Below are 20,260 nucleotides of genomic sequence, written 5' to 3'. Positions count from 1 at the left end.
CTGCCTCGGAGCCCGGGCCGTCGGCGGACGCATCGAGGCCCCACTGCCGTCGGCAGCGGGCCCGGCGGCTCCTCCAGGCATGGCGCGTCGTCGCGGGGGCATCTGCCTGCCACGATCCGGGCGGGACCGGAGAATGTGAGCAGGAGACAAGGGGCGACGGCATGCGAAGTGTGGGTGTGGAAGAGGAACTGCTGCTGGTGGACCCGAACAGTGGTGAGCCGGTCGCGGTCTCCGGCGCGGCGCTCGCGGCTGCCGACCGCCGGACCTGGCAGCACGGCGGGGACGGGGCGAAGGACCACCAGTTCGAGGGGGAGCTTCAACAGGAGCAGATGGAGTTCGCGACCGAGCCGGTGACGGAGATGGGCCGGCTCCAGGAGGAGATCACCCGCTGTCGCGGGGAGGCGGCGCGTTATGCGGATACCGCCGGTGCGAGGGTGGTGGCCGTGGCGACTTCGCCGTTGGCTGTCGAGCCGTCGTTGAGCACCGGTACCCGTTACCGGTGGCTGGGTGAGCAGTTCGGGGTGACGGCTCAGGAGCAGTTGACCTGTGGCTGTCATGTGCACGTGTCGGTGGACTCCGACGAGGAGGGTGTGGCTGTCCTGGACCGCATACGCCCGTGGCTGGCGGTTCTGACGGCGATGAGCGCGAACTCGCCTTTCTGGCAGGGGCAGGACACCGGCTACGGCAGCTATCGCAGCCGGGTGTGGAACCGCTGGCCGTCCGCCGGTCCGGTCGAGATCTTCGGGTCCGCCGACCGCTACCACGAGCAGGTTACCGCCATGGTCGGCACGGGGGTTCTCCGTGACGAGGGCATGGTCTACTTCGATGCCCGGCTCTCCGCCTCTTATCCCACCGTGGAGATCCGTGTGGCGGACGTCTGCCTGGACGCGTCTGTGCCTGTGCTGCTGGCCGCGCTCGCGCGTGCCCTGGTGGAGACGTCCGCCCGGGCCTGGCAGGACGGAGTACCGCCGGACAGGATCGGGACGGGTCTGCTGCGCCTCGCTTCGTGGCGAGCGGGACGCTCGGGTCTCGACGGTCCTCTTCTGCACCCCGAGACCATGCGCGAGACCTCCGCCGCCAGAGCGGTGCAGGCCCTGTACCAGCACGTTCGCGAGGCGCTGGTGGACCACGGCGACGACGATCTCGTCCGCGAGGGCATCGCCCGCCTCCTGGAACAGGGCAGCGGGGCGCGTACGCAACGCCGACTGCTGGCCGAAGAGGGCGATCTCGCCCGTGTCGTGGCCTGCTGCGCCGACTTGACCACGAGCAGCTGACGTCCTTCCGCTACACGGCTTCGTTGTCGTCGGGCTGAGAAGAAACGCGAGGTTCTGCGCTTGACGAGTTCGTGCACGGTAGGCGCTGAGACATCGTGGGCTTCGGCCAGGGTCGATGTTCACATCTGCCGTGTCCGGATCAGGTCCGCGGCCTGTTGAGGGGAGAGCGAGCCCGTGACAGCTTGGAGGAGGTCGCTCATGTGCTCGCGTCAGCCGAAGCGGCGGGCCGGTGCCCGTCGGTTCTTCATGCGGGAGACGAGGTGCTCGACGCGGGCGCGGACCTTGCGGTGCTGCGCGTTGTCTTCTTCCTCGTCCTCGCGCAGTGGCCGTTCGGGGCGTTTGCGATGCGGCACGACGAGGCCGGTGTTGATGTAGGCGCCGTGGCCGAGCACCGTTACGCCCTGGCAGTGGCCGGCCGGACCGGAGTCCCGCCGGGTTTCGGCGTCCGCGGTGGCGCCGGGCGCCGGACCGGCGTCGCCACCACCGGGCGGGGTCGGCGTCCACGATCCACAACGGCTCGGCCGCTTCCTGCGGGGCACGGGCCGGCTCGAGCGCCAGGCGGCGGACCGAGCCGCTGGATCACCCGGCACACGGTCACGGGCGAGACGCCGGACAGCGGGGCGAGCTGCCGCATGGTGAGGTCCGCGCGGTAGTGCACGGCCACCGGCAGCCCCCGCTCGGCCGGAGGAAGCCGCCGGAGCGGCCCCACCCGCAGCCGTCGCCGCCGCGTTCCCGGACCGCTTCGAGCAGCCGACCGAACTGATCGCCCCGCAAGCCGGTGAACGTCTCCATCCACACCCGCTCGGCTCTCAACACCCCGCCCATGCAGGAGAGATGCCCTGATACCGACTTTCTGCAGCACGCTTCAGGCGCGTAGCCGTACTGCGGACGTTCCGCCACAGGAGGGTCTCCGCAGTCTCGAGTACCCGCAGCCGCCGGAGAAGTCGACGCCGTCGTCATTTCTGGTAGCCGAGGTTGGTCATCATTCCGGATTCGGAGTGGTATTGGTTGTGGCAGTGGAGCATCCACAGGCCAGGGTTGTCGGCGTTGAAGTCGACGACAAGTCTGTGATGCGGCAGTACCAGGGAGGTGTCCTTGCGGGCCCCGGCCGCATTCATGCCGGTGAGGGCGAAGGTGTGGCCGTGCAGATGCATGGGGTGCCACATATCGGTGGTGTTGATGAGGGTCAGGCGGACCCGTTCTCCCTCTCGGACAGGGTGGCGTTGTTCGACGGAGTAGGGCTGATGGTCGAAGCTCCAGTTGAATTTCCTCATGTTGCCGGTCATTTTGAAGCGCAGCTCGCGGTCCGGGGGGCGGTCGCAGAGGGCCACGGATTCGGCCGGCACGAACAGTCTGGCCGGTACGAACCGGCCATCGAGCTCTTCCGGATGTGCGGAGCCGTCAGGGAGGCTTCCACTGCTGGTGCGCAGGACTGCCAGGGCCCTCGCGTTCTTGCCTTCGGCGAGCGCGACCAGCGGGAACACCCCGTCCTTGGCGGTGATGAGCACGTCGTAGCGTTCGGCCATGCCCAGCAGCAGTGTGTCCGTCCGCTTGTGCTCGACCGGGTAGCCGTCCGTGTGCGTCACGGTCATCTCGTGGCCGCCGAGCGCCACCCGGAAAGCCGTGTCGCTCCCGGCGTTGATGATCCGCAACCGGATCCGGTCCCCGGGACGGGCCCGGAAAACCGAAGGGGCTTTGGGAAGGCGGCCGTTGACCAGATAGTACGGGTGGTCGACATGACCGCCCGCGCTGCGCAGCATGTCGCTGTGCCCCTTCCGCAGAACGCGGGAGGGACCGACGGGCTTACCGGGGGCCGAGTCATGCGTGCCGGCGGAGTTGCCGTGGCCGGAACCGTCATGTGCAGTGCTCTCACCCATGTCCATCTGGACACTTTTGCCGTTGTGCAACTGCGCGAGCACGCCCTCCGGAGTGGAGCCGTCCACGCCGTCCACCCAGTCGTCCAGGACGACGACCCATTCCTTGTCGTAGGACAATGGCTCCTTGGGGTCCTCGACGATCAGAGGGGCGTACATGCCGCGGTCGAGCTGCATTCCCGAGTGTGAATGCAGCCAGTACGTGCCCGGATGCGACACGGCGAAGCGGTAGGTGAAGTCCGCGCCGGGCCTGATGGAGGGCTGGGTCAGGCCCGGGACGCCGTCCATGTCGCAGCGCAGACGGACACCGTGCGAGTGCAGCGTCGTCGTCACGGACAGGTGGTTGACGAGCGTGAGGTTGAGAATGTCACCCGCGGTGACCCGGATCTCCTTGCCGGGCAGCGTGTCACCGTACGACCATGACCTGACCGTCCGCCCGCCCAGGTCGAAGGACGTCTCGGTGGCAGTCAACGTGAACGTGCGCAGGGGGCCGGACCCGCGTTCCCTCTCGGCAGCGATGACCTCGGGATCGGACGGGTTCACGTATCCCTTGGGTCCCTTGGGAACGAAACCACTGTCGCGGTGGCCGTCGCGGTGGCCGGGGCCCCCGGCCGCTGAGCGGGTGCCGGTTTCGGAGGGTGAACCGGACGCGGGATGAGGGCCGGGCCCGGAGTTCGAGCCGGGTCCGGAACAGGCGGCCAGGACTCCCGAGCCGATGGCCGTGATCGAGGCGCCGAGCAAGGCGCGCCGCGTATGTGAGTGCATGAACCTATAACACATGTCTTATAGTCATATTTGCGGTAATTGGATCGGCGCGTCCCGCGATTCGCCTACGTCGCCCAACGAGACTCCCGTCGGAACCCCACGGGAAGGCAGCCGACAGGAGGATGGGCGGCGTACTCCGCCGCCGGTGCCGGTCCGGCACCCCCAGCAGGTCTTGGCGGGCGTCAGGCCGGGCCGCTGTGCTCGGGCCGACGGTCCTTCTCTGCCCCTCCTCCGGCGAGCCGCTCCCGGGTGGGCGGTTCGGCCTCGGCGGGCGCTGCCGGGTGCTCGTCGTCCCCCATGGCCGGGACGGTGGCGACGGCCAAGGGGTAGGGCGGCGGGGTGCCGCCGAACGCGGGGCAGGAAGCCTGATAGCCGCACCAGTCACAGAATCGGCTCGGGCTGGGTTGCCACTCGCCCGTCGCCACCGCCCGCTGGATCGCCGCCCACAGCGCCCGCAGCTTCCGCTCCACCGCCCGCAGGTCCGCCTCGTCCGGGTCGTACGTCACCACGTCGCCGCTGCCCAGATAGACCAGTTGGAGGCGGCGCGGGACCACCCCGCGCCGCCTCCACAGCACCAGGGCGTAGAACTTCATCTGGAACATGGCCCGGTGCTCGAAGTCCGGCGGGGGCGCCTTGCCGGTCTTGTAGTCCACCACGCGGACCTCGCCGGTCGGGGCGACGTCCACCCGGTCGATGATCCCGCGCAGCTTGAGACCCGACTCCAGCACCGTCTCCACGTACAGCTCGCGCCCGGCGGGCTCCAACCGGTTCGGGTCCTCCATCCGGAAGTACTGGTCGAGCAGTTGTTCCGCCTCGGCCGGCCAAGCGGCCGGCGCCGCACCGTCCGTGTCCTCCGGGAAGAGGCCGGCCAGCTCGGGCCGCCTGCCCAGCAGCCGCTCCCACTCCGGACGCAGCAACGCGCGGGCACGGTCCGGAGTGCGCTGCCCGGCCGGCACGTCGAAGAGCCGCTCCAGCACCGCATGCACCACGGCGCCCCGGGCCGCCGCCTCGCTCGGTGGCTCCGGCAGCTTGTCGATCACCCGGAGCCGGTAGCGCAGCGGGCAGGTCATGAAGTCGTCCGCGCGGGACGGTGACAGCGACGACGGCGTCCTCGGGGCGGGCCGAGATGCCGAGGGCGGGGCCGCGTCCGGTGCGGCGGAGCTCTCGGACGGGGACATGCTCCGACCCTACGCCGGGCACGGTCGTACGCATCGGGTGCGCGCCGCCGGACTCCTCGAGGGTGCCCACGCCTGGTACTCGGGGCACCGGCCGAGACGCTTGGCGGTGGTCCGGCCGCACTCGGTGCGGCGGAAGGACGGGCGAGGGGCGATCGTCGTACGGCTCCCGGCGGCCGTGCCCTCTCCGCGGCGGCGATTTGTGACCGGGCGGCCAGGTCGGACGAGCGGTCTCCGGTCCCGCGTGACCGTCACACCTCCATCGCACACCTGTTCGAGCTACTATGAATTTCAGGATAAGCCGGACATCTGTGGAAATCCACGCATTGCCGGCCGGAGCCCACGGAACATCTCCCCATGTCCGCATCGAGCTTCGCAGTCGGACTCCGTCTGCGTCGCGCGATGCGCCCGGAGGGTCCGCCCTGCATCCGCAGAGTGGGCTCACCACCCGACCAGTGCCAACACGACCCAATGACAAGCGTGGCTCGATCATGAAGACTTCGCCCGTCGGAGAGGGCGCCGTGCGGGTGCTCGGCGTGGACCCGGGGCTGACCCGCTGCGGCCTCGGGGTGGTCGACGGCACGCCCGGAGGGCCGCTCACAGTGACGGCCGCCGGCGTCCTCCGCACCCCGGCGGACGCGGAGATCGGCCACCGCCTCCTCCTCATCGAGCGCGGCATCGAGCGGTGGCTGGACGAGCACCAACCCGAAGCCGTCGCCGTGGAGCGGGTGTCCAGCCGGTACAACGTGCGCACCGTGATGGGCACCGCGCAGGCGAGCGCGGTCGCGATTCTGTGCGCGGCCCGGCGCGGCCTGCCCGTCACCTGGCACACCTCCAGCGAGGTGAAGGCCGCCGTCATCGGCAGCGGAGGTGCAGGCAAGGCCCAGGTCGGCGCCACGGTCACCCGGCTGCTGCGGCTCGACGCCCCGCCCGAGCCGGCCGACGCCCTGGCGCTCGCCATCTGCCACATCTGGCGCGCCCCGGCGTTGAACCGCCTGCAGCAGGCGCACGCCGTCGCCCGTCCCGCTCCCGCACGCGCACGACTTCGGAAGGACACGATCCGATGATCACCTTCGTCAGCGGCACGGTTGCCGCGCTCGCCCCCGACGGTGCGGTCGTCGAGGTCGGCGGCGTCGGCATGGCGGTCCAGTGCACGCCCAACACCCTGTCCGGGCTCCGCATCGGCCGGCAGGCCAGACTTGCCGTCTCCCTGGTCGTGCGCGAGAACTCGCTCACCCTCTATGGCTTCGCGGACGACGACGAGCGGCAGACCTTCGAGCTGCTGCAGACCGCCAGCGGCGTCGGGCCGCGCCTGGCCCAGGCCATGCTGGCGGTGCACACCCCGGACGCGCTGCGGCGCGCGGTCGCCCAAGGTGACGAAAAGGCGCTCACCGCCGTGCCCGGCATCGGCAGGAAGGGCACCCAGCGGCTGCTCCTGGAGCTCGCCGGCCGGCTCGGCGAGCCGACCGGGGCCGCCGCGACCAGCCACCCGGCCGGCGCCGCCGCTCCCGAGCCCTGGAGCGAACAACTGCGCGCGGCGCTGGTCGGCCTCGGGTACTCCGCGCACGAGGCCGACGAGGCCGTCGCCGTCGTCACCCCTGCCGCCGAGGCCGCCGCGGCCGACGGCGCCGCCCCGAAGGTGTCGCAGCTGCTGCGCGCCGCCCTGCGCACACTGCACCGCGCCCACTGAGAGGAGTGGACCGCATGACCCGGGACGAAGCCGAAACCGCCGCCCTCATCGAGCGGTTGGTGGGATCTGTCGCCGACGGGGAGGACCAGGCCGTCGAGGCCGCCCTGCGCCCCAAGGACCTGAACGAGTTCATCGGCCAGGAGAAGGTCCGCGAGCAGCTCGACCTGGTGCTGCGCGCGGCCCGCGCGCGGGGGGCCACCGCCGATCACGTGCTGCTCTCCGGCGCCCCCGGCCTCGGCAAGACCACCCTCTCCATGATCATCGCGGCCGAGATGGAAGCCCCCCTCCGCATCACCTCGGGGCCGGCCATCCAGCACGCGGGCGACCTGACGGCGATCCTGTCCTCCCTGCAGGAGGGCGAGGTCCTCTTCCTCGACGAGATCCACCGCATGTCCCGGCCCGCCGAGGAGATGCTCTACATGGCGATGGAGGACTTCCGCGTCGACGTCATCGTCGGCAAGGGCCCCGGCGCCACCGCCATCCCCCTCGAGCTGCCCCCCTTCACCCTGGTCGGCGCCACCGTACGGGCGGGCCTGCTGCCGCCCCCGCTGCGCGACCGCTTCGGCTTCACCGGCCACATGGAGTTCTACGAGCCGGCCGAGCTGGAGCGCGTCGTCCACCGCTCGGCCCGGCTGCTGGAAGTGGAGACAACGTCCGAGGGCGCCGCGGAGGTCGCCGGCCGGTCGCGCGGCACGCCCCGCATCGCCAACCGCCTGCTGCGCCGCGTCCGCGACTACGCCCAGGTCAGGGCCGATGGCGTGGTCACCCGTGAGGTCGCCGAGGCGGCCCTGGCGGTCTACGAGGTCGACGCCCGCGGCCTCGACCGGCTGGACCGCGCGGTGCTCGGCGCGCTGCTCAAGCTTTTTGGCGGCGGACCGGTCGGTCTGTCCACACTCGCCGTCGCGGTGGGGGAGGAGCGGGAGACCGTCGCGGAGGTGGCCGAGCCGTTCCTCGTACGGGAGGGGCTGCTCGCCCGCACCCCGCGCGGACGGGTCGCCATGCCCGCCGCGTGGGAGCACTTCGGCCTCGTGCCGCCACGGCAAGGTGGTCCCGCCGGCGGGCGGGAAGGCCCGCACTGAAGATGATCGCCGCGCAACCGGTTCGGTGGCCACGTCGTCGAGAACAAGAAGCAACCACCACCTGCGTGCAGGGAGGCCGGCGTCGTCGAGCCGCGGCATGACACGCGCGTATGGCACCTGTCGCTCGCCGACTTCCGCCGTACGCCCGGGTCGAGGTCCCGCTCGCCCCGGGCGTCCCCGTTTTCGTCGGTCCCGACGGCCGGGGCAGGACCGACCTCGTCGAGGCGGTCGGCGATCGGGTCCGATCCTTACCGGGTGCGCGCCTCGGTCGATCCGGCCGCGGCACTGGCGCAGACGCGCTCATTCCGGGCCCCGATACGGACATAAGGGTTGTCAATAATTTTTTGTGAGCAAACTGTTGATTTACGCCTCTCTCCGTGCCTAGCGTGGGACTCCAGGCAATTTCGAACTGACATTCGAACGGAGCCCTCGGCCCTGCGGGTGTACGTCTTGCCGGGTGAGGACGGTGTCCCGTCCCTCCCCAAGCCCACCCCGAACCGCCGTCGGATGCGCCAGAGGAGAACGGCGTGAACAGCTTCACCTTCATCCCCGCCACCAAGGAACAGGCCAAGGCCCGCATCGCGCTCACCGGGCCCACCGGGTCGGGCAAGACCTACACCGCACTCGTCCTCGGCACCGGGATCGGCGACCGGATCGCCCTGATCGACACCGAGCACGGCAGCGCCTCCAAGTACGCCGACGAGTTCGCCTTCGACACCCTCCCGCTCACGACGTTCGAGCCACCCGCGCTCGTCGAGGCGCTCGCGGTGGCCGCCCACGACGGCTACGACGTCGTGATCGTCGACTCGCTCTCGCACTTCTGGTCCGGCTCGGGCGGGATGCTGGAGCAGGTCGACAACGCCGCGAAGCGCATCGCGGGAGGCAACACCTTCGCCGGCTGGCGGGAGGCCCGCCCCCTGGAGCGGGCGATGATCGACGCCCTGCTCGCCTACCCCGGCCACCTCGTCGCCACCATGCGTACCAAGACCGAGTACGTCGTGGAAGCAGACGAGCGCGGGCGCAAGGTTCCGCGCAAGGTCGGGCTCAAGCCCGAGCAGCGGGAGGGCATCGAGTACGAGTTCGACATCGTCGGTGACCTCGACCACGACAACACCCTGGTGATCTCCAAGTCCCGGGCGAAGCCGCTCTCCGGGCTCGTCATCCGCAAGCCGGACGCGGCGTTCGCCGAGGCCGTCCTGGAGTGGCTCAACGCCGGCAAGCCCACCCCGAGCGCGTCCGACTACCTCACGACCGCCACCGCCCCGCACGCCACCTACGAGGAGCTCCGCGGCCTCTACGAGGAGGTGCGCCGGCACAACCTGCTCGCCGCCGCCGTCCTGGACCCCGCCGGGGGATCGACCACGCTGGGCGAGCTCATCGTGCGCCGCGGCACCGAGGCGAAGAAAGAGGCCGGAAAGGGGACCGAGCAGAAGGGTGAGGCCGCGTGAACCTCCGGGACCGCGCCACCCGGGTCGTCGTGCTCAGGGTGCTGCGCGACGCGGTGGAGGCCGAGTACCGGGCTGAGCGCCGCGCAGTTCTCCACGGGCTGCGCGCGGCTCGCGCCGAGCTCGCCCTCAAGTCGATGCGGGTGACCCTGCCGGATGACACCCCGATCGCCACTCTCACGCTCATCGACCCCCAGCCGACGGTCGTGGTCGCCGACGAGAACGCCTTCACCGCCTGGGTGGCCGCGAACCACCCCGGCGAGGTGGAGACCCTGGTCCAGGTGCGCCCCGCCTGGAAGCGGGAGTTCTTCGGCCGGCTCGCCTGCTTCGGTCCGGTCGCCGACCCGCACACCGGCGAGGTGATCCCGGGACTGGCGGTGGCGCCGGCCCCCGAACCGCGTTCGTTCAGCCTGCGGCCCGTGCCCGGCGGAGCGGAACGGGTCGCCCGGGCTTGGGACACCGGCGAGATAGACCTGCGCCGGCTGCTCGCCCTCGGAGGGGGCGAGACGTGATGACCACCGCCACAGCGCGCTCCGACAGGGAATCGGCCGCCACCCTGTGGTTCCTGATCTCACAAGCCGGTCACCTCACCTGCGGCCGCTGGAGTCTCGGGAACGACGGGCGGCTGCGCTGCGCCTGCGGGACCGTCCTGTACCTGTACCGGCAGCCGGCGGACGAGGCGGAAAGCGGGGCGCCGGCGTCACCCGGGACGTTCCCCCGCGGAAGGGAGGAACGGATGACGCCGGCTGAGACCGCGGGGCTCACTGCCCTGGTCGCGGCGATGTGCCCGGCGATGCATATGGAGGAGACCACGACGGACGCCTGGCACCTCTTGCTCGCCGACCTGGACGTCGCCGATACACGGGAGGCCGTGACCCGGCTGGGCCGCAGAAAGTCCCACATCGACGCCGCCGACATCCGCGCCGAGGTGCACGCGATCCGGGAGGAGCGGCTCGCCCGCGACCCGCTGCCACTTCCGGACACCGACCCGGACGACCCGCACCGCTATCGCGCGGAACTCCTCGCGATCGTGACCGCGATCGCCTCGGGACAGCGCGTCAAGCGGACATCCGCTGACCCGGCCCAGCCACCCCCCGCCCTCGTCCGCCGCTCGATGAACGACCTCCGGGTCCACGCCCTCCGCGTGCCCTGCCCCTGGTGCCGGGCCGCCGCCGGCCGCCCCTGCACCATCCCCCGGCTCGGCATCCCGCTGAAGAACGCTCCGGCCCATGCTTCGAGACTCATCGCGGCGGGGCCTGTCGAACGAGAAGAAAGAGGGCCGGGCAGCGAGCCCGAAAACACCCCGAAGCGGCAGCTTTGTCGCCGGACAACCGACCTCCCCCGCCCGTTCGTGCGTTAGGAGTACCTCTCATGGTCGGCGAGACCGTCGTCACCGTCGTAGGCAACCTGACCGACGACCCCGAAATCCGCAACACCCCGTCCGGCGACGCAGTCACCCACTTCACCGTCGCCTCCACGCCCCGCACCTTCGACCGGCAGAGCAACGAGTGGAAGGACGGCGAGACGCTGTTCCTGCGCTGCTCGGCCTGGCGGCAGACGGCGGAGCACGTCGCCCATTCCCTGGCGCGCGGCACCCGCGTCATCGTCCAGGGGCGGCTGCACCAGCGGACGTACGAGACCAGGGAAGGCGAGAAGCGGACCGTCATCGAGCTGGAAGCCTTGGAGATCGGCCCTTCCCTGCGCTATGCCGACGCGACGGTCAGCAAGATCCCGCGCGTGGGCGTGCCCGGTGGCACCCTCTTCGACACCGCCCCGTCCGCGCCGAACGACACGCCGGGAGCCCCCACACCGGGAGTCCCCGACCGGGACAACAGCGCCCCCCACAACGACAACAGCCCCACGTTCCCCTTCTGAACCGGTTGAAGTATTGCTGGGTGATCGTCATGAATGCCCTCCCACCAAGCGGTCAGGCACGGCTCGAGAGCTGGACCCCGGCAGCCGCCGTCGGCCTGACTTGCACCGACTGCCACCCCGAACGCCGGGACGTTGCCTCCGAGGTCTGGCCGGACAACGGGAACGAGAAGGCCTGCAGCGAGGTCTACGACGACAGCGCGGACGAGCCGTTCACCGACCTGGACTCCTCAAGCGCATCGGCAACGGCGTGACAGCGCTGCGGTAACCGGCCGGACTTCCGGGCCGGGAGACGGCCGAATGATTCACCTTTGGCCCGCGCCGGCGTCATGCGGCCGAGGTGAGGCCGGACTTCTCGCTGTCCGCGCACACGGTTTCGAGTGCGGCAAGGGTCCACGACCTCGCGCCCGACCGGTCAGGAGGCCGGTGGCGAGCGATCGGACCCGTTCGCGCGGCGACCACGGCCGATCGAGGACGTACCGGCCTTTGATCCGACAGCGTGCCGCCGTCGACAACCTCCCCGGGACGACGAGGCGAGTACATGAAGTTTTTGCACACATCGGACTGGCACATCGGCAAGGTGCTCAAAGGGCGCAGCCGACTCGATGAGCAGCGGGCCGTCCTGCGCGAGATCGTCCAGGTGACACGGGACCACCGGGTTGACGCAGTGCTCGTCGCCGGTGACCTGTACGAGTCGTCCGCCCCGTCGGCGGACGCCCAGCAGTTGCTGGTGCAGGCACTGCTCACGCTGCGACGCACTGGTGCCGAGGTCATCGCGATCGCCGGCAACCACGACCACGCCCCCACCTTCGACGCCTACCGGCCGCTCATGGCGAGCGCGGGGATCACCCTGGCCGGCAGTGTGCGCGTCGCGGCCGACGGCGGGGTGGTGAAGTTCACCGCGCGCTCGACGAGAGAGCCGGTCACTGTCGCCCTGCTGCCGTTCCTGTCCCAGCGCTACGCGGTACGTGCTGCCCAGTTGGTCAGCACGACGCCCAGGGAGGCCGCAACCGGCTACGGCCGACTGGTGCGGAACCTGCTTGCCGCGCTCGCGGCCGGTTTCCGCGACGATGCGGTCAACCTGGTGATGGCGCACCTCATGGTGGCCGGGGGAAAGTTCGGCGGGGGCGAGCGGTCCGCCCAGTCGTTCCTCGAGTACTGGGTGCCGGCCGACGCCTTCCCGCCCGAGGCGCACTACGTCGCGCTCGGGCATCTGCACCGCCGGCAGTCGCTGTCCGCGCCGTGTCCGGTGCACTACTGCGGCAGCCCGATCACCCTCGACTTCGGCGAGCAGGACGACCCCTCGATGGTCCTCGTCGTCGAGGCCGGGGTCGGCGCGCCCGCCCGTATCGTCGCCGAGGTACCCATCGGGTCCGGACGGCGGCTGCGCACTGTACGCGGCACCGTCGAGGAATTGACCCGGCGCGCCGACTCGCTAGGCGACGACTACCTGAGGGTATTGCTGTGCGAACCGGCGCGTGCGGGTCTGCGGCAGGAGGTGCAGCGGCTGCTGCCGAACGCGCTGGAGGTGCGCATCGATCCGGAGTTCGCCGCCCCCGTGCACACCGCCGGGTCGTCCGCGCCGGCCGACGGCGTGGAGCGCAGCCCCGCTGAGCTGTTCCACGCATACTGCGTCACCCGGAACCTGGTCGACGAACGGGTCGAAGCACTGTTCGCCAGGCTCCACGACCAGGTCACCACCGCGCACGCCTGACGGCGGGAAGGAACCTCGATGAGGCCGGTGCTGCTGGAGATGAACGGCTTCGCCTCGTTTCGGGAGCCGACCCTGATGGACTTCCGCGAGGCGGACTACTTCGCGCTCGTCGGTCCCACCGGCTCGGGCAAGTCCACCGTCATCGACGCGATCACGTTCGCGCTGTATGGATCGGTGCCGCGCTGGGGCGACCGACGTACGGTCGCGAACGCGCTCGCGCCGACCACCGACCGGGGCATCGTCCGGCTCGCCTTCGACCTTGCCGGACACCGCTACGTCGCCGTCAGAGAGCTGCGCCGCACCGCCGGCGGCGTCCATGTGAAGAATGCCCGGCTGGAACGACTCGCCGACCCGGCCGCGCTCGGCGCACCGGACGACGCCACCGAGGTACTCGCCTCCGACTCCGAGGTCACCCCCGCGGTGGAAAAGCTGATCGGGCTACCGTTCGAGCACTTCATCACCTGTGTGGCACTGCCACAGGGCGACTTTGCCGAGTTTCTGCACGAACAGCCCGCCAAGCGGCAGGAGATCCTCGTCAGACTGATGGGGCTGCAGGTCTACACCCGGATCGCGCAGGCGGCGAACGCGAAGGCCGAGAGCGAGAAGCAGCGCGCCGAATTCCTCGCCCGGCAGCTCGAGGAGTTCACCGATGCGACCGAACCCGCCCTGCAGGCGGCACAGGACCAGGTGGCCGCGCTGGAGAAGGTCGCCGAGCGGATTCGTGCGATGCTGCCCGAACTCGCGAAGCACGGCGCGGCGGTGGCCGAGGCGCAACAGGTGTGCGCGGTGCTGACCGAGGAGCGGGACCAGCTGAGGGCGGTTGCCGTGCCGGCCGGATTCGAGGAACTCGGTGAGAGGGAACGCGAGATCAGAGCCGCGTGCGAGACGGCCGACGAGGAGCTCGCCGTGGCCGAGACGGCCGACACGACCGTCCGCGAGCAGCTTGCGGCGGCACCGCCCCAGGCCTCACTCGAGCAAGCCCGCCGCGATCACGCCGAGCTCGACGAGACGGAAGAGAGGCTGCTCGCAGCGCAGGCGCTGCAGCAGTGGCGCGCCGAGGCGCTTCGCGATGCCATCGCCGTCAGGGAGGAGGCCGAAAGGCTTGCCCGGCAGGCGCGGCAGGCGCGGGAGGGCACGGCGCGGTCGCATCTCGCCGCAGCGTTGCGGCCGCACCTGCGGGTCGGCGGGTCGTGCCCGGTGTGCGAGCAGCGGGTCACGACGAGGCCCGGCCCGCTGACCGCGCCCGATCTCGATGCGGCCGAACGAGTACTGATCCGGGCCGACCGTGAGGTGGAGCGGTCGCGTGGCGAGTGGACGAAGGCGTCCCGGGCCGAGCAGCGGGCCACCAGCGAACTGAACATGCTCATCGGCAGGGTCGCCGCCCTGCGTGCCGATCTCGCCGGTGCTCCCGCCTTGGAGCAGGTGACCGCTGCGCTCGCCCGCCGGGAGCGGCTGGAAAGGACCGCCGATGAGGCGGACGCACGGCTTCGGTGTGCGCGGACCGCCAGGGCGAGCGCCGAGAAGACCGCGGCGGGTGTTCGCCGGGAAGTACAGGCGGTCTGGTCGGTGCTCGAGCAGGTTCGCGACCCACTCGTCACGCTCGGGGCTCCGGCGCTGGACCGTGATGACCCGACCGCGGCGTGGGCGACCCTCGTCTCCTGGGCGGCCGACGCCGCCGCCGCCCGCACCACGGAGCTGTCCGGCGCGCACGAGGGGCTGGCGAGGGTTCGTGGCCGGCTCACCACTGCCGAGGACCGGCTCGCCGACGTACTCACCGCCCCCGGTGTGGAGTTCGATACGGAACGGCCGTTCACCGAGACGGCCGAGCCGGCGGTCACGGCAGCGCTGAGGGGGGCTCGTCAGGAGGCACGGCGCCTCGTCGAGCGACGGGAACAGGCCGCGAAGCTCGACGCGCGGCGGCAAGACGCCGAGCAGGCGCATCAGGTGGCAAAGGCGCTCGGTCACCTGATGCGCGCAGACGGGTTTCCTCGCTGGCTTGTCACGACGGCCCTCGACACACTCGTCGCGCATGCTTCCGAGAGGCTTGCCGGGCTGTCCGACGGGCAGTTCGAGCTGGTCCACGACGACGGGAACTTCCTCGTCATCGACCACACCGACGCGGACGGCCGTCGGCCGGCCAAGACGCTGTCCGGCGGTGAGACGTTCCAGGCCAGCCTCGCCCTCGCCCTGGCGCTTTCGGAGCAGCTGCCGGCCATGGCCGCAGCCGGCGCCGCCCGGCTGGAGTCCGTCTTCCTCGACGAGGGATTCGGCACGCTGGACGAGACGACACTGGAGACGGTCGCCGCCACACTGGAAGAGCTCGCGATCCGCCAGGGTCACATGGTCGGCATCGTCACGCACATCAGCGCCCTGGCCGAACGGGTGCCGACCCGCTTCGCCGTTCACCGCGGCCGGGGGACCTCCTCGGTACAGCGGGAAACACCGTGACCGGCCTCGTGGGCTCCGGCCGGGCGGGGCCCTCCCGGCGTGAACCACCGTTCGACCAACTGCTCGGCCTCACCACCCGCCCACGGTGCGGCGAAGACCTCCGCCCCGTCCCCGGCTTCCACCGGGCGCCGCCCACCGACCGGCATGCGGTCGCACCCCTGCGGACCGGATCGGCCGGGTGCCACTGCCCTCGTCCGCCCCACACCCAAGGCGCCCCCGGCCGACCACCGCCAAGAGCCGGCGTCCGCACCCCCAAAGACCACGAACAGAGGCCCGGTGCTGATCTCCGACCACGGGGAAAAACGATCGGTCGATGGCTCCGCGTGTCAGCTGACGTCGGTTGCAGGCGTAAAGCCTGGCCTGCACAGGTCTTCGAGGTCGGAGCCCCCATCACCCCACACCAGAGTGTGGGAGTCCCAGTCCAGTCCCACATGGTCCAGCCCTCGGTGGCGGAGCATCCAGTCGTAGTTCTTCAACGCGATCTCGGCCTCTTCGGTCATGGTGCGAGGCTACGTAGTGACCAGGACCGGAAGCCGTATCTCCGACCCAGGACACACCGGCTCCCCACTCCTTCGGAAACGAGTTCTCCTCTCCCGAGGACCGTGGCATCGTGGCCGTGAGCCAAGACAGCGGGGCCCGCTCGGGCCGGGAGGGACGGCAGCGTGACAGCGACGCTGAATCTGTGGAAGTGCAAACTGGGAGAGCTGCCGGAGTCGTTGTGGCAGCGGACCGAACTGCAGGTGCTGATCCTCGCGGACAACGAACTGACGCACCTCTCCTCCCGGATCGGGCAGTTACGCCAGGTGCACACTCTGGACCTGGGGCACAACAAGCTCGCCTCGATACCGGATGAGCTGACCGAACTGCCGCTCACCGAGTATCTCTATCTGCACGACAACCAGCTCGAAGAGCTTCCCCGCTCACTCGGGCGGCTTACCGGACTCCGCTACCTCAACGTCGGCGAGAACCGGTTCACCGGTCTTCCGGAGGCCATCGGCGCATTGACCGGACTGGTGGAGCTTCGAGCCCAGCACAATGACCTGGCCGCACTGCCCGACACGATCGGTCGACTACCCATGCTCCGCGAGCTGTGGCTGCGGGGCAACGCACTCACGTACCTACCGGAATCCACCGCTGCCCTGACCGAACTACGTCACCTCGACCTACGAGAGAACGCGCTGAAGGAACTTCCGGAGCCTCTGGCGGGGCTCCCGCTGCTCCGCCACCTCGACCTACGGAGCAACCATCTCCGCAAACTGCCGGACTGGCTGGCCGAGCTGCCCTCACTCGAGAAACTCGACCTCCGCTGGAACGACATCGAGCCCCGGCCGCGCCTGCTCGATCTCCTCGAACAACGTGGTTGCGTCGTCTTGACGTAGGCAGCGACACCTGGGATGGCACGCGACTGGGCGTTACCGCACCACAGAAGTCGAGCCAGAAGTCGAACTGCTGTGGGAACGCTGCTCCTCGACACGTGCAGAGCCAGTCGGCGGGGACATGGACGAGCGGGCACCTCGCCCATGGGCGAGGTGCCCGCTCGTCCATGTCCCCGGCTGTCAGAGCAGCCAGCGGTTGCGGCCGACGAGGGGGAGCCGCGCCCAGGCCCTGCCCAGGCCCCAGGTGGCGCCGGCGCCCGCGGCGGCGAGGGCGACCAGGACGACGGCGTAGATCAGGTGGTAGTCGACGAACGGGTTCGTCGACATGCTCGGCGATCCGTCCGACAGGTGCCGGGCCGGCGGCCATTCCGCGACCCACATCAGGGCCATCATGGCGCTGCCGCCGATCGCGGCGAGCCACAGGCCGATTCCCGCGATCAGGGCGATTCCGATGCCGAGCAGGCCGAGCATGAACAGCCAGTCGGCCCACGCCGCCCCGGCCCAGTCGTGGAAGGCGGACTCCATCGGCCCGACGGCGACACCGCCGAGGAAGCCCCGGGTCGGCGATCCGCCCTCGATCCACCCCTTGCCGGAGGGGGTCGCGTAGCCAAAGCCGAACGCCTTGTCCAGGAACGCCCACAGGAAGACGAACCCCGTCAGCAGACGGAGGCCGGCGAACACGTACGCGCGGGGCCCGGTCGCCGCCGCGGTCGTCGACTCGGCAGGAGCGGGAGCCGTCCCGGCGCGGTGCAGGGGCGAGAAGCGGACTCCCCGGCGCCGGTGGGGGTGGTCGTGAACTGCCATGATGCTCATCCCTTCCAGAGGGTGACGCATGACGTGGACGACTCTCCTCGCCTCTTCAATGTCCCGTATCACCGGCACCCGCCATAGGGGCCGCAAGGCCCGGACAGCGGGGCCGAACGCCCCCTGGCGAAGCCCTGTTGGCAGACGCAAGCCGTCCGCAACGCGGTGGCCGCTCCCGCGCTCCGCAACGAAGTCGTCATGACTGAGGAGTGTGAGGCGCTGGGCCGGCTTCCGGGCCCGCACCGTCACCGCCAGGCACCGCCCGGTGATGGACGTCGTCGACGTCCCGTACGAGCTGGTCCGCTGGTCCGCCTGCCGCAGCGAGCAGAGCGCCGCGAATCACTCCGCCCTCGAAGACACGCGCTCCGCCAGCAACTCGTTGAGCGGAAGCACGGTCGCCGCCGTCGTCACCGGGCGGCCCTTCCCGTGAGCATCGGGAGCCGTCCTATGCGGTCTCCCGATACACCGCCGCCTCCTCCAGGTCCAGCCGCCGCAGCAAGGTACGCAGCATCTCGTCGTCGAGGTAGCGGGCGTCGCGGAGCCTGACGAACACGTCACGCTCCGCGCTGATCACCTCCCGCGACAGCCTTCGGTAGGTGTCGTCCACGGATTCCCCGGTGACCGGGTTGGTCTGGCCCAGACGTTCCCAGACGGCGTTGCGGCGGCGCTCCAGGACGGTGCGCAGACGGTCGGCGAGCGGGGCCGGAAGAGCGTTGCGCTCGTCGGACAGGAGCTCGTCCAGCCGTTGCTCGGCGACCCGTGAGGCCTGCGCCTGGGCATTGGCCTCCGCGAGGGTCTCGGCCTGGATGTCGCGCCCGGGCATCTTCAGCAGATGGATCAGCGGGGGCAGCGTCAGACCCTGCACCACCAGCGTGCCGATGACCGTGGTGAAGGTCAGGAAGAGCAGCAGGTTGCGCTGCGGGAAGTCGGAGCCGTCGGCGGTGAGCGGGATCGAGAAGGCGATGGCCAGCGAGACCACGCCGCGCATGCCGGCCCATGCGATGACGAACGGTGCCTTCCAGCCGGGTCTCCCCTCGCGTTCCCGGATCCGCGCCGACAGCAGCGGTGGCAGAAAGGCCGCCGGGTACACCCACACGAACCGCGCGACGACGACCACCGCGAAGACGGCCAGCGCGTACCAGGCGGCCTCTGCGCCCGCGTACTCTCCGAGCCCTCTGAGGACGATCGGCAGTTGCAGTCCGATGAGCGCGAACACCGCGGCCTCCAGGACGAACGCGACCATTTTCCACACCGCCTCCTCCTGGAGTCGGGTGGCGAAATCGACCTCCCACGCGCGGTGCCCCAGATAGAGCGCGACGACCACGACCGCGATGACCCCGGAGGCGTGCACCTGCTCGGCGGCCGCGTAGGCGACGAACGGGATCAGCAGGGAGAGCGTGTTCTGCAGCAGCGCCTCCTTCACATGGGTGCGCAGCCAGTGCAGCGGAACCATCAGCACCAGGCCGAACGCGAGGCCGCCGAACGCCGCGAGCAGGAACTCGCTGATCCCCCCGGCCCAGGTCGCCCCCTCGCCGACGGCCGCCGCCACGGCCACCCGGAACGCGGTGATCGCGGTGGCGTCGTTCAGCAGGGACTCGCCCTGGAGGATCGTGGTGATCCGGGACGGCAGTCCGACCCGGCGCGCCACCGCCGTCGCCGCGACCGCGTCCGGCGGGGCCACCACGGCACCGAACACCAGAGCCGCGGTGAGCGGCAGGCCCGGCACGAGCAGGTACAGGACCCAGCCGACGACGAAGGTCGCGAACAGTACGTACCCCACCGACAGCAGCGCGACCGGCCGCAGCTGCGCCCGCAGACCGAGGTAGGAGCTGTCGGTGGCAGCCGTGTGCAGCAGCGGGGGCAGGATGAGCGGAAGGACGATGTGCGGGTCGAGCGTGTAGACGGGCACGCCGGGGACGTAGCTGACCGCGAGACCTGCGGCGACCACCAGCAGCGGGGCCGGCACCGGAGTGCGTCTGGCAGCGGCGGAGATCGCGGCACTGCCCGCCACCAGCAACAGCAGCGGCATCACGTCCATGTCGTGCCCACCCCAGAATCTCCGCGCAGTGATCCGTGCAGCAGTCGTAACCTGGCCATCATGAAACAGTGCACGCACGCCGACGCGCTGCCACTCCCGGAACCCGTCCCCCTCACGGAGACGTGTCCGGAGTGTCTGCGGGACGGCACGGATCCGGTGCAGTTGCGCCTGTGTCTCAGTTGCGGTCACGTCGGCTGCTGCGACTCGTCGCTGGGGCGGCACGCGACGGGGCACCACCGGGAAACGGGCCACCCCGTGATGCGGACCCATGAGCCCGGAGAGAGCTGGCGCTGGTGCTTCGTCGATCAGGTGCTCGTGTGACCGGACGGGACCCGGGGTGCTGGCCGGTCCGGTCCGTGGGCGGCGGTGGGCCGACCACCGTCGCACCCTCGAGGCCGTCGCGTGGAAGCACCGCACCTGCTGGCCCTGGCGGGACCTGCCTGCCGCACCAGGCTCGTTCCAGACGGCACACAAACGCCTGATCGGGTGGGCCGTGGACGGCGCCCGGGAACGGTTCCCCGCCGCCGTCCTGGCCGCGGCGGACGCGGAGGGGACGGTCTTCGGTGGACTCCACGGCCCGCCGGGCCCACCGGCATGCGGCCGGTTCCGGGAAGCGGGGTCACCCGCGTCCTGGCCGGGGCGCACGGATCGCCTCCAGAACAGTCTCGAACTGCGGGGAATCGCCCCGCCGGCCGGCCCCGATCAG

At 70.7% G+C, this 20,260-nt stretch carries 19 protein-coding genes and 3 pseudogenes; 16 read left to right on the top strand and 6 right to left on the bottom strand.

The genetic code is table 11. The annotated features are described in order from the left end of the window. Positions 1-161 precede the first annotated feature (161 nt). Positions 162-1,274: a glutamate--cysteine ligase gene (locus tag OHB56_RS01595; RefSeq protein ID WP_406351184.1), complete on the top strand. Its 1,113-nt coding sequence runs from the start codon at positions 162-164 to the stop codon at positions 1,272-1,274. Positions 1,275-1,513: 239 nt separating this feature from the next. Here OHB56_RS01595 and OHB56_RS01590 read toward each other — a convergent pair. The 3 genes and pseudogenes from OHB56_RS01590 to OHB56_RS01580 form a co-directional block, all read right to left on the bottom strand. After that, positions 1,514-2,099, bottom strand: a pseudogene (locus tag OHB56_RS01590) (transposase family protein); the annotation flags it as partial. Positions 2,100-2,230: 131 nt separating this feature from the next. After that, positions 2,231-3,913: a multicopper oxidase family protein gene (locus OHB56_RS01585; RefSeq protein ID WP_406351182.1), complete on the bottom strand. Its 1,683-nt coding sequence runs from the start codon at positions 3,911-3,913 to the stop codon at positions 2,231-2,233. 182 nt (positions 3,914-4,095) lie between these two features. Continuing rightward, the gene (locus OHB56_RS01580) at positions 4,096-5,091 is read right to left on the bottom strand and encodes a RecB family exonuclease (protein ID WP_406351180.1); all 996 of its coding nucleotides are present in this window, start codon (positions 5,089-5,091) and stop codon (positions 4,096-4,098) included. 518 nt (positions 5,092-5,609) lie between these two features. On the opposite strand from OHB56_RS01580, the gene OHB56_RS01575 reads away from it, so the two are divergent. The 11 genes and pseudogenes from OHB56_RS01575 (at position 5,610) to OHB56_RS01525 (ending at position 15,336) form a co-directional block, all read left to right on the top strand. Then, on the top strand, positions 5,610-6,155 hold the full coding sequence (locus OHB56_RS01575) for a crossover junction endodeoxyribonuclease RuvC (protein WP_326756874.1): 546 nt from the start codon (positions 5,610-5,612) through the stop codon (positions 6,153-6,155). After that, positions 6,152-6,778 (top strand): Holliday junction branch migration protein RuvA, encoded by a 627-nt coding sequence (gene ruvA, locus OHB56_RS01570; protein ID WP_406351179.1) that lies wholly within the window; start codon positions 6,152-6,154, stop codon positions 6,776-6,778. The genes OHB56_RS01575 and ruvA overlap by 4 nt, the downstream gene beginning before the upstream one ends. 14 nt (positions 6,779-6,792) lie before the next feature. Next, positions 6,793-7,857: a Holliday junction branch migration DNA helicase RuvB gene (ruvB, locus tag OHB56_RS01565; protein ID WP_406351177.1), complete on the top strand. Its 1,065-nt coding sequence runs from the start codon at positions 6,793-6,795 to the stop codon at positions 7,855-7,857. A 117-nt stretch (positions 7,858-7,974) separates the two neighbouring features. Then, positions 7,975-8,090, top strand: a pseudogene (locus OHB56_RS01560) (DNA replication and repair protein RecF); the annotation flags it as partial. Positions 8,091-8,384: 294 nt separating this feature from the next. Then, the gene (locus OHB56_RS01555) at positions 8,385-9,305 is read left to right on the top strand and encodes an ATP-binding protein (protein WP_326750814.1); all 921 of its coding nucleotides are present in this window, start codon (positions 8,385-8,387) and stop codon (positions 9,303-9,305) included. Beyond that, a complete protein-coding gene (locus OHB56_RS01550) occupies positions 9,302-9,814 on the top strand; it encodes a hypothetical protein (RefSeq protein WP_055593623.1) in 513 nt (170 codons plus the stop codon). Before OHB56_RS01555 ends, OHB56_RS01550 begins: the two co-directional genes overlap by 4 nt. Continuing rightward, the gene (locus OHB56_RS01545) at positions 9,814-10,662 is read left to right on the top strand and encodes a hypothetical protein (RefSeq protein ID WP_326750813.1); all 849 of its coding nucleotides are present in this window, start codon (positions 9,814-9,816) and stop codon (positions 10,660-10,662) included. The genes OHB56_RS01550 and OHB56_RS01545 overlap by 1 nt, the downstream gene beginning before the upstream one ends. 11 nt (positions 10,663-10,673) lie before the next feature. Further along, positions 10,674-11,177 (top strand): single-stranded DNA-binding protein, encoded by a 504-nt coding sequence (locus OHB56_RS01540; protein ID WP_326750812.1) that lies wholly within the window; start codon positions 10,674-10,676, stop codon positions 11,175-11,177. A gap of 20 nt (positions 11,178-11,197) precedes the next feature. Then, positions 11,198-11,428 carry a hypothetical protein gene (locus OHB56_RS01535; RefSeq protein WP_406351174.1) on the top strand — a complete coding sequence of 77 codons (231 nt, stop codon included), beginning with the start codon at positions 11,198-11,200 and terminating at the stop codon, positions 11,426-11,428. A gap of 287 nt (positions 11,429-11,715) precedes the next feature. Continuing rightward, the gene (locus OHB56_RS01530) at positions 11,716-12,888 is read left to right on the top strand and encodes an exonuclease SbcCD subunit D (RefSeq protein WP_406351172.1); all 1,173 of its coding nucleotides are present in this window, start codon (positions 11,716-11,718) and stop codon (positions 12,886-12,888) included. Between the two features lie 18 nt (positions 12,889-12,906). After that, positions 12,907-15,336 (top strand): AAA family ATPase, encoded by a 2,430-nt coding sequence (locus tag OHB56_RS01525; RefSeq protein ID WP_406351170.1) that lies wholly within the window; start codon positions 12,907-12,909, stop codon positions 15,334-15,336. Between the two features lie 326 nt (positions 15,337-15,662). Here OHB56_RS01525 and OHB56_RS01520 read toward each other — a convergent pair whose 3' ends face one another. Next, positions 15,663-15,836, bottom strand: a complete 174-nt coding sequence (locus tag OHB56_RS01520; protein WP_326750808.1) for a hypothetical protein — start codon at positions 15,834-15,836, stop codon at positions 15,663-15,665. Positions 15,837-15,998: 162 nt separating this feature from the next. Between OHB56_RS01520 and OHB56_RS01515 the strand changes: the two genes are divergently transcribed. Continuing rightward, positions 15,999-16,715 (top strand): leucine-rich repeat domain-containing protein, encoded by a 717-nt coding sequence (locus tag OHB56_RS01515; RefSeq protein WP_406351167.1) that lies wholly within the window; start codon positions 15,999-16,001, stop codon positions 16,713-16,715. Positions 16,716-16,892: 177 nt separating this feature from the next. Here OHB56_RS01515 and OHB56_RS01510 read toward each other — a convergent pair whose 3' ends face one another. Then, positions 16,893-17,516, bottom strand: coding sequence for a hypothetical protein (locus OHB56_RS01510; protein ID WP_326750806.1), 624 nt, complete (start codon positions 17,514-17,516; stop codon positions 16,893-16,895). A gap of 211 nt (positions 17,517-17,727) precedes the next feature. Here OHB56_RS01510 and OHB56_RS01505 point away from each other — a divergent pair, with 211 nt between their 5' ends. Beyond that, on the top strand, positions 17,728-17,946 hold the full coding sequence (locus OHB56_RS01505; protein ID WP_406351165.1) for a hypothetical protein: 219 nt from the start codon (positions 17,728-17,730) through the stop codon (positions 17,944-17,946). 15 nt (positions 17,947-17,961) lie between these two features. On the opposite strand, the gene OHB56_RS01500 is transcribed toward OHB56_RS01505, so the two are convergent. Then, positions 17,962-19,554, bottom strand: coding sequence for a Na+/H+ antiporter (locus tag OHB56_RS01500; protein WP_406351164.1), 1,593 nt, complete (start codon positions 19,552-19,554; stop codon positions 17,962-17,964). Positions 19,555-19,614: 60 nt separating this feature from the next. Here OHB56_RS01500 and OHB56_RS01495 point away from each other — a divergent pair, with 60 nt between their 5' ends. Together OHB56_RS01495 and OHB56_RS01490 are read left to right on the top strand one after the other, a co-directional pair. Further along, complete coding sequence (locus OHB56_RS01495; protein WP_079034555.1) at positions 19,615-19,875, top strand: UBP-type zinc finger domain-containing protein; 261 nt, start codon at positions 19,615-19,617, stop codon at positions 19,873-19,875. Further along, positions 19,823-20,174, top strand: a pseudogene (locus OHB56_RS01490) (transposase); the annotation flags it as partial. The gene OHB56_RS01495 and the pseudogene OHB56_RS01490, both read left to right, overlap by 53 nt. Positions 20,175-20,260: the final 86 nt, after the last annotated feature.

Source organism: Streptomyces sp. NBC_01635, from assembly GCF_045209715.1.
GTDB lineage: Bacteria > Actinomycetota > Actinomycetes > Streptomycetales > Streptomycetaceae > Streptomyces > Streptomyces hirsutus.
This window is presented reverse-complemented; position numbering and strand designations above follow the sequence as displayed.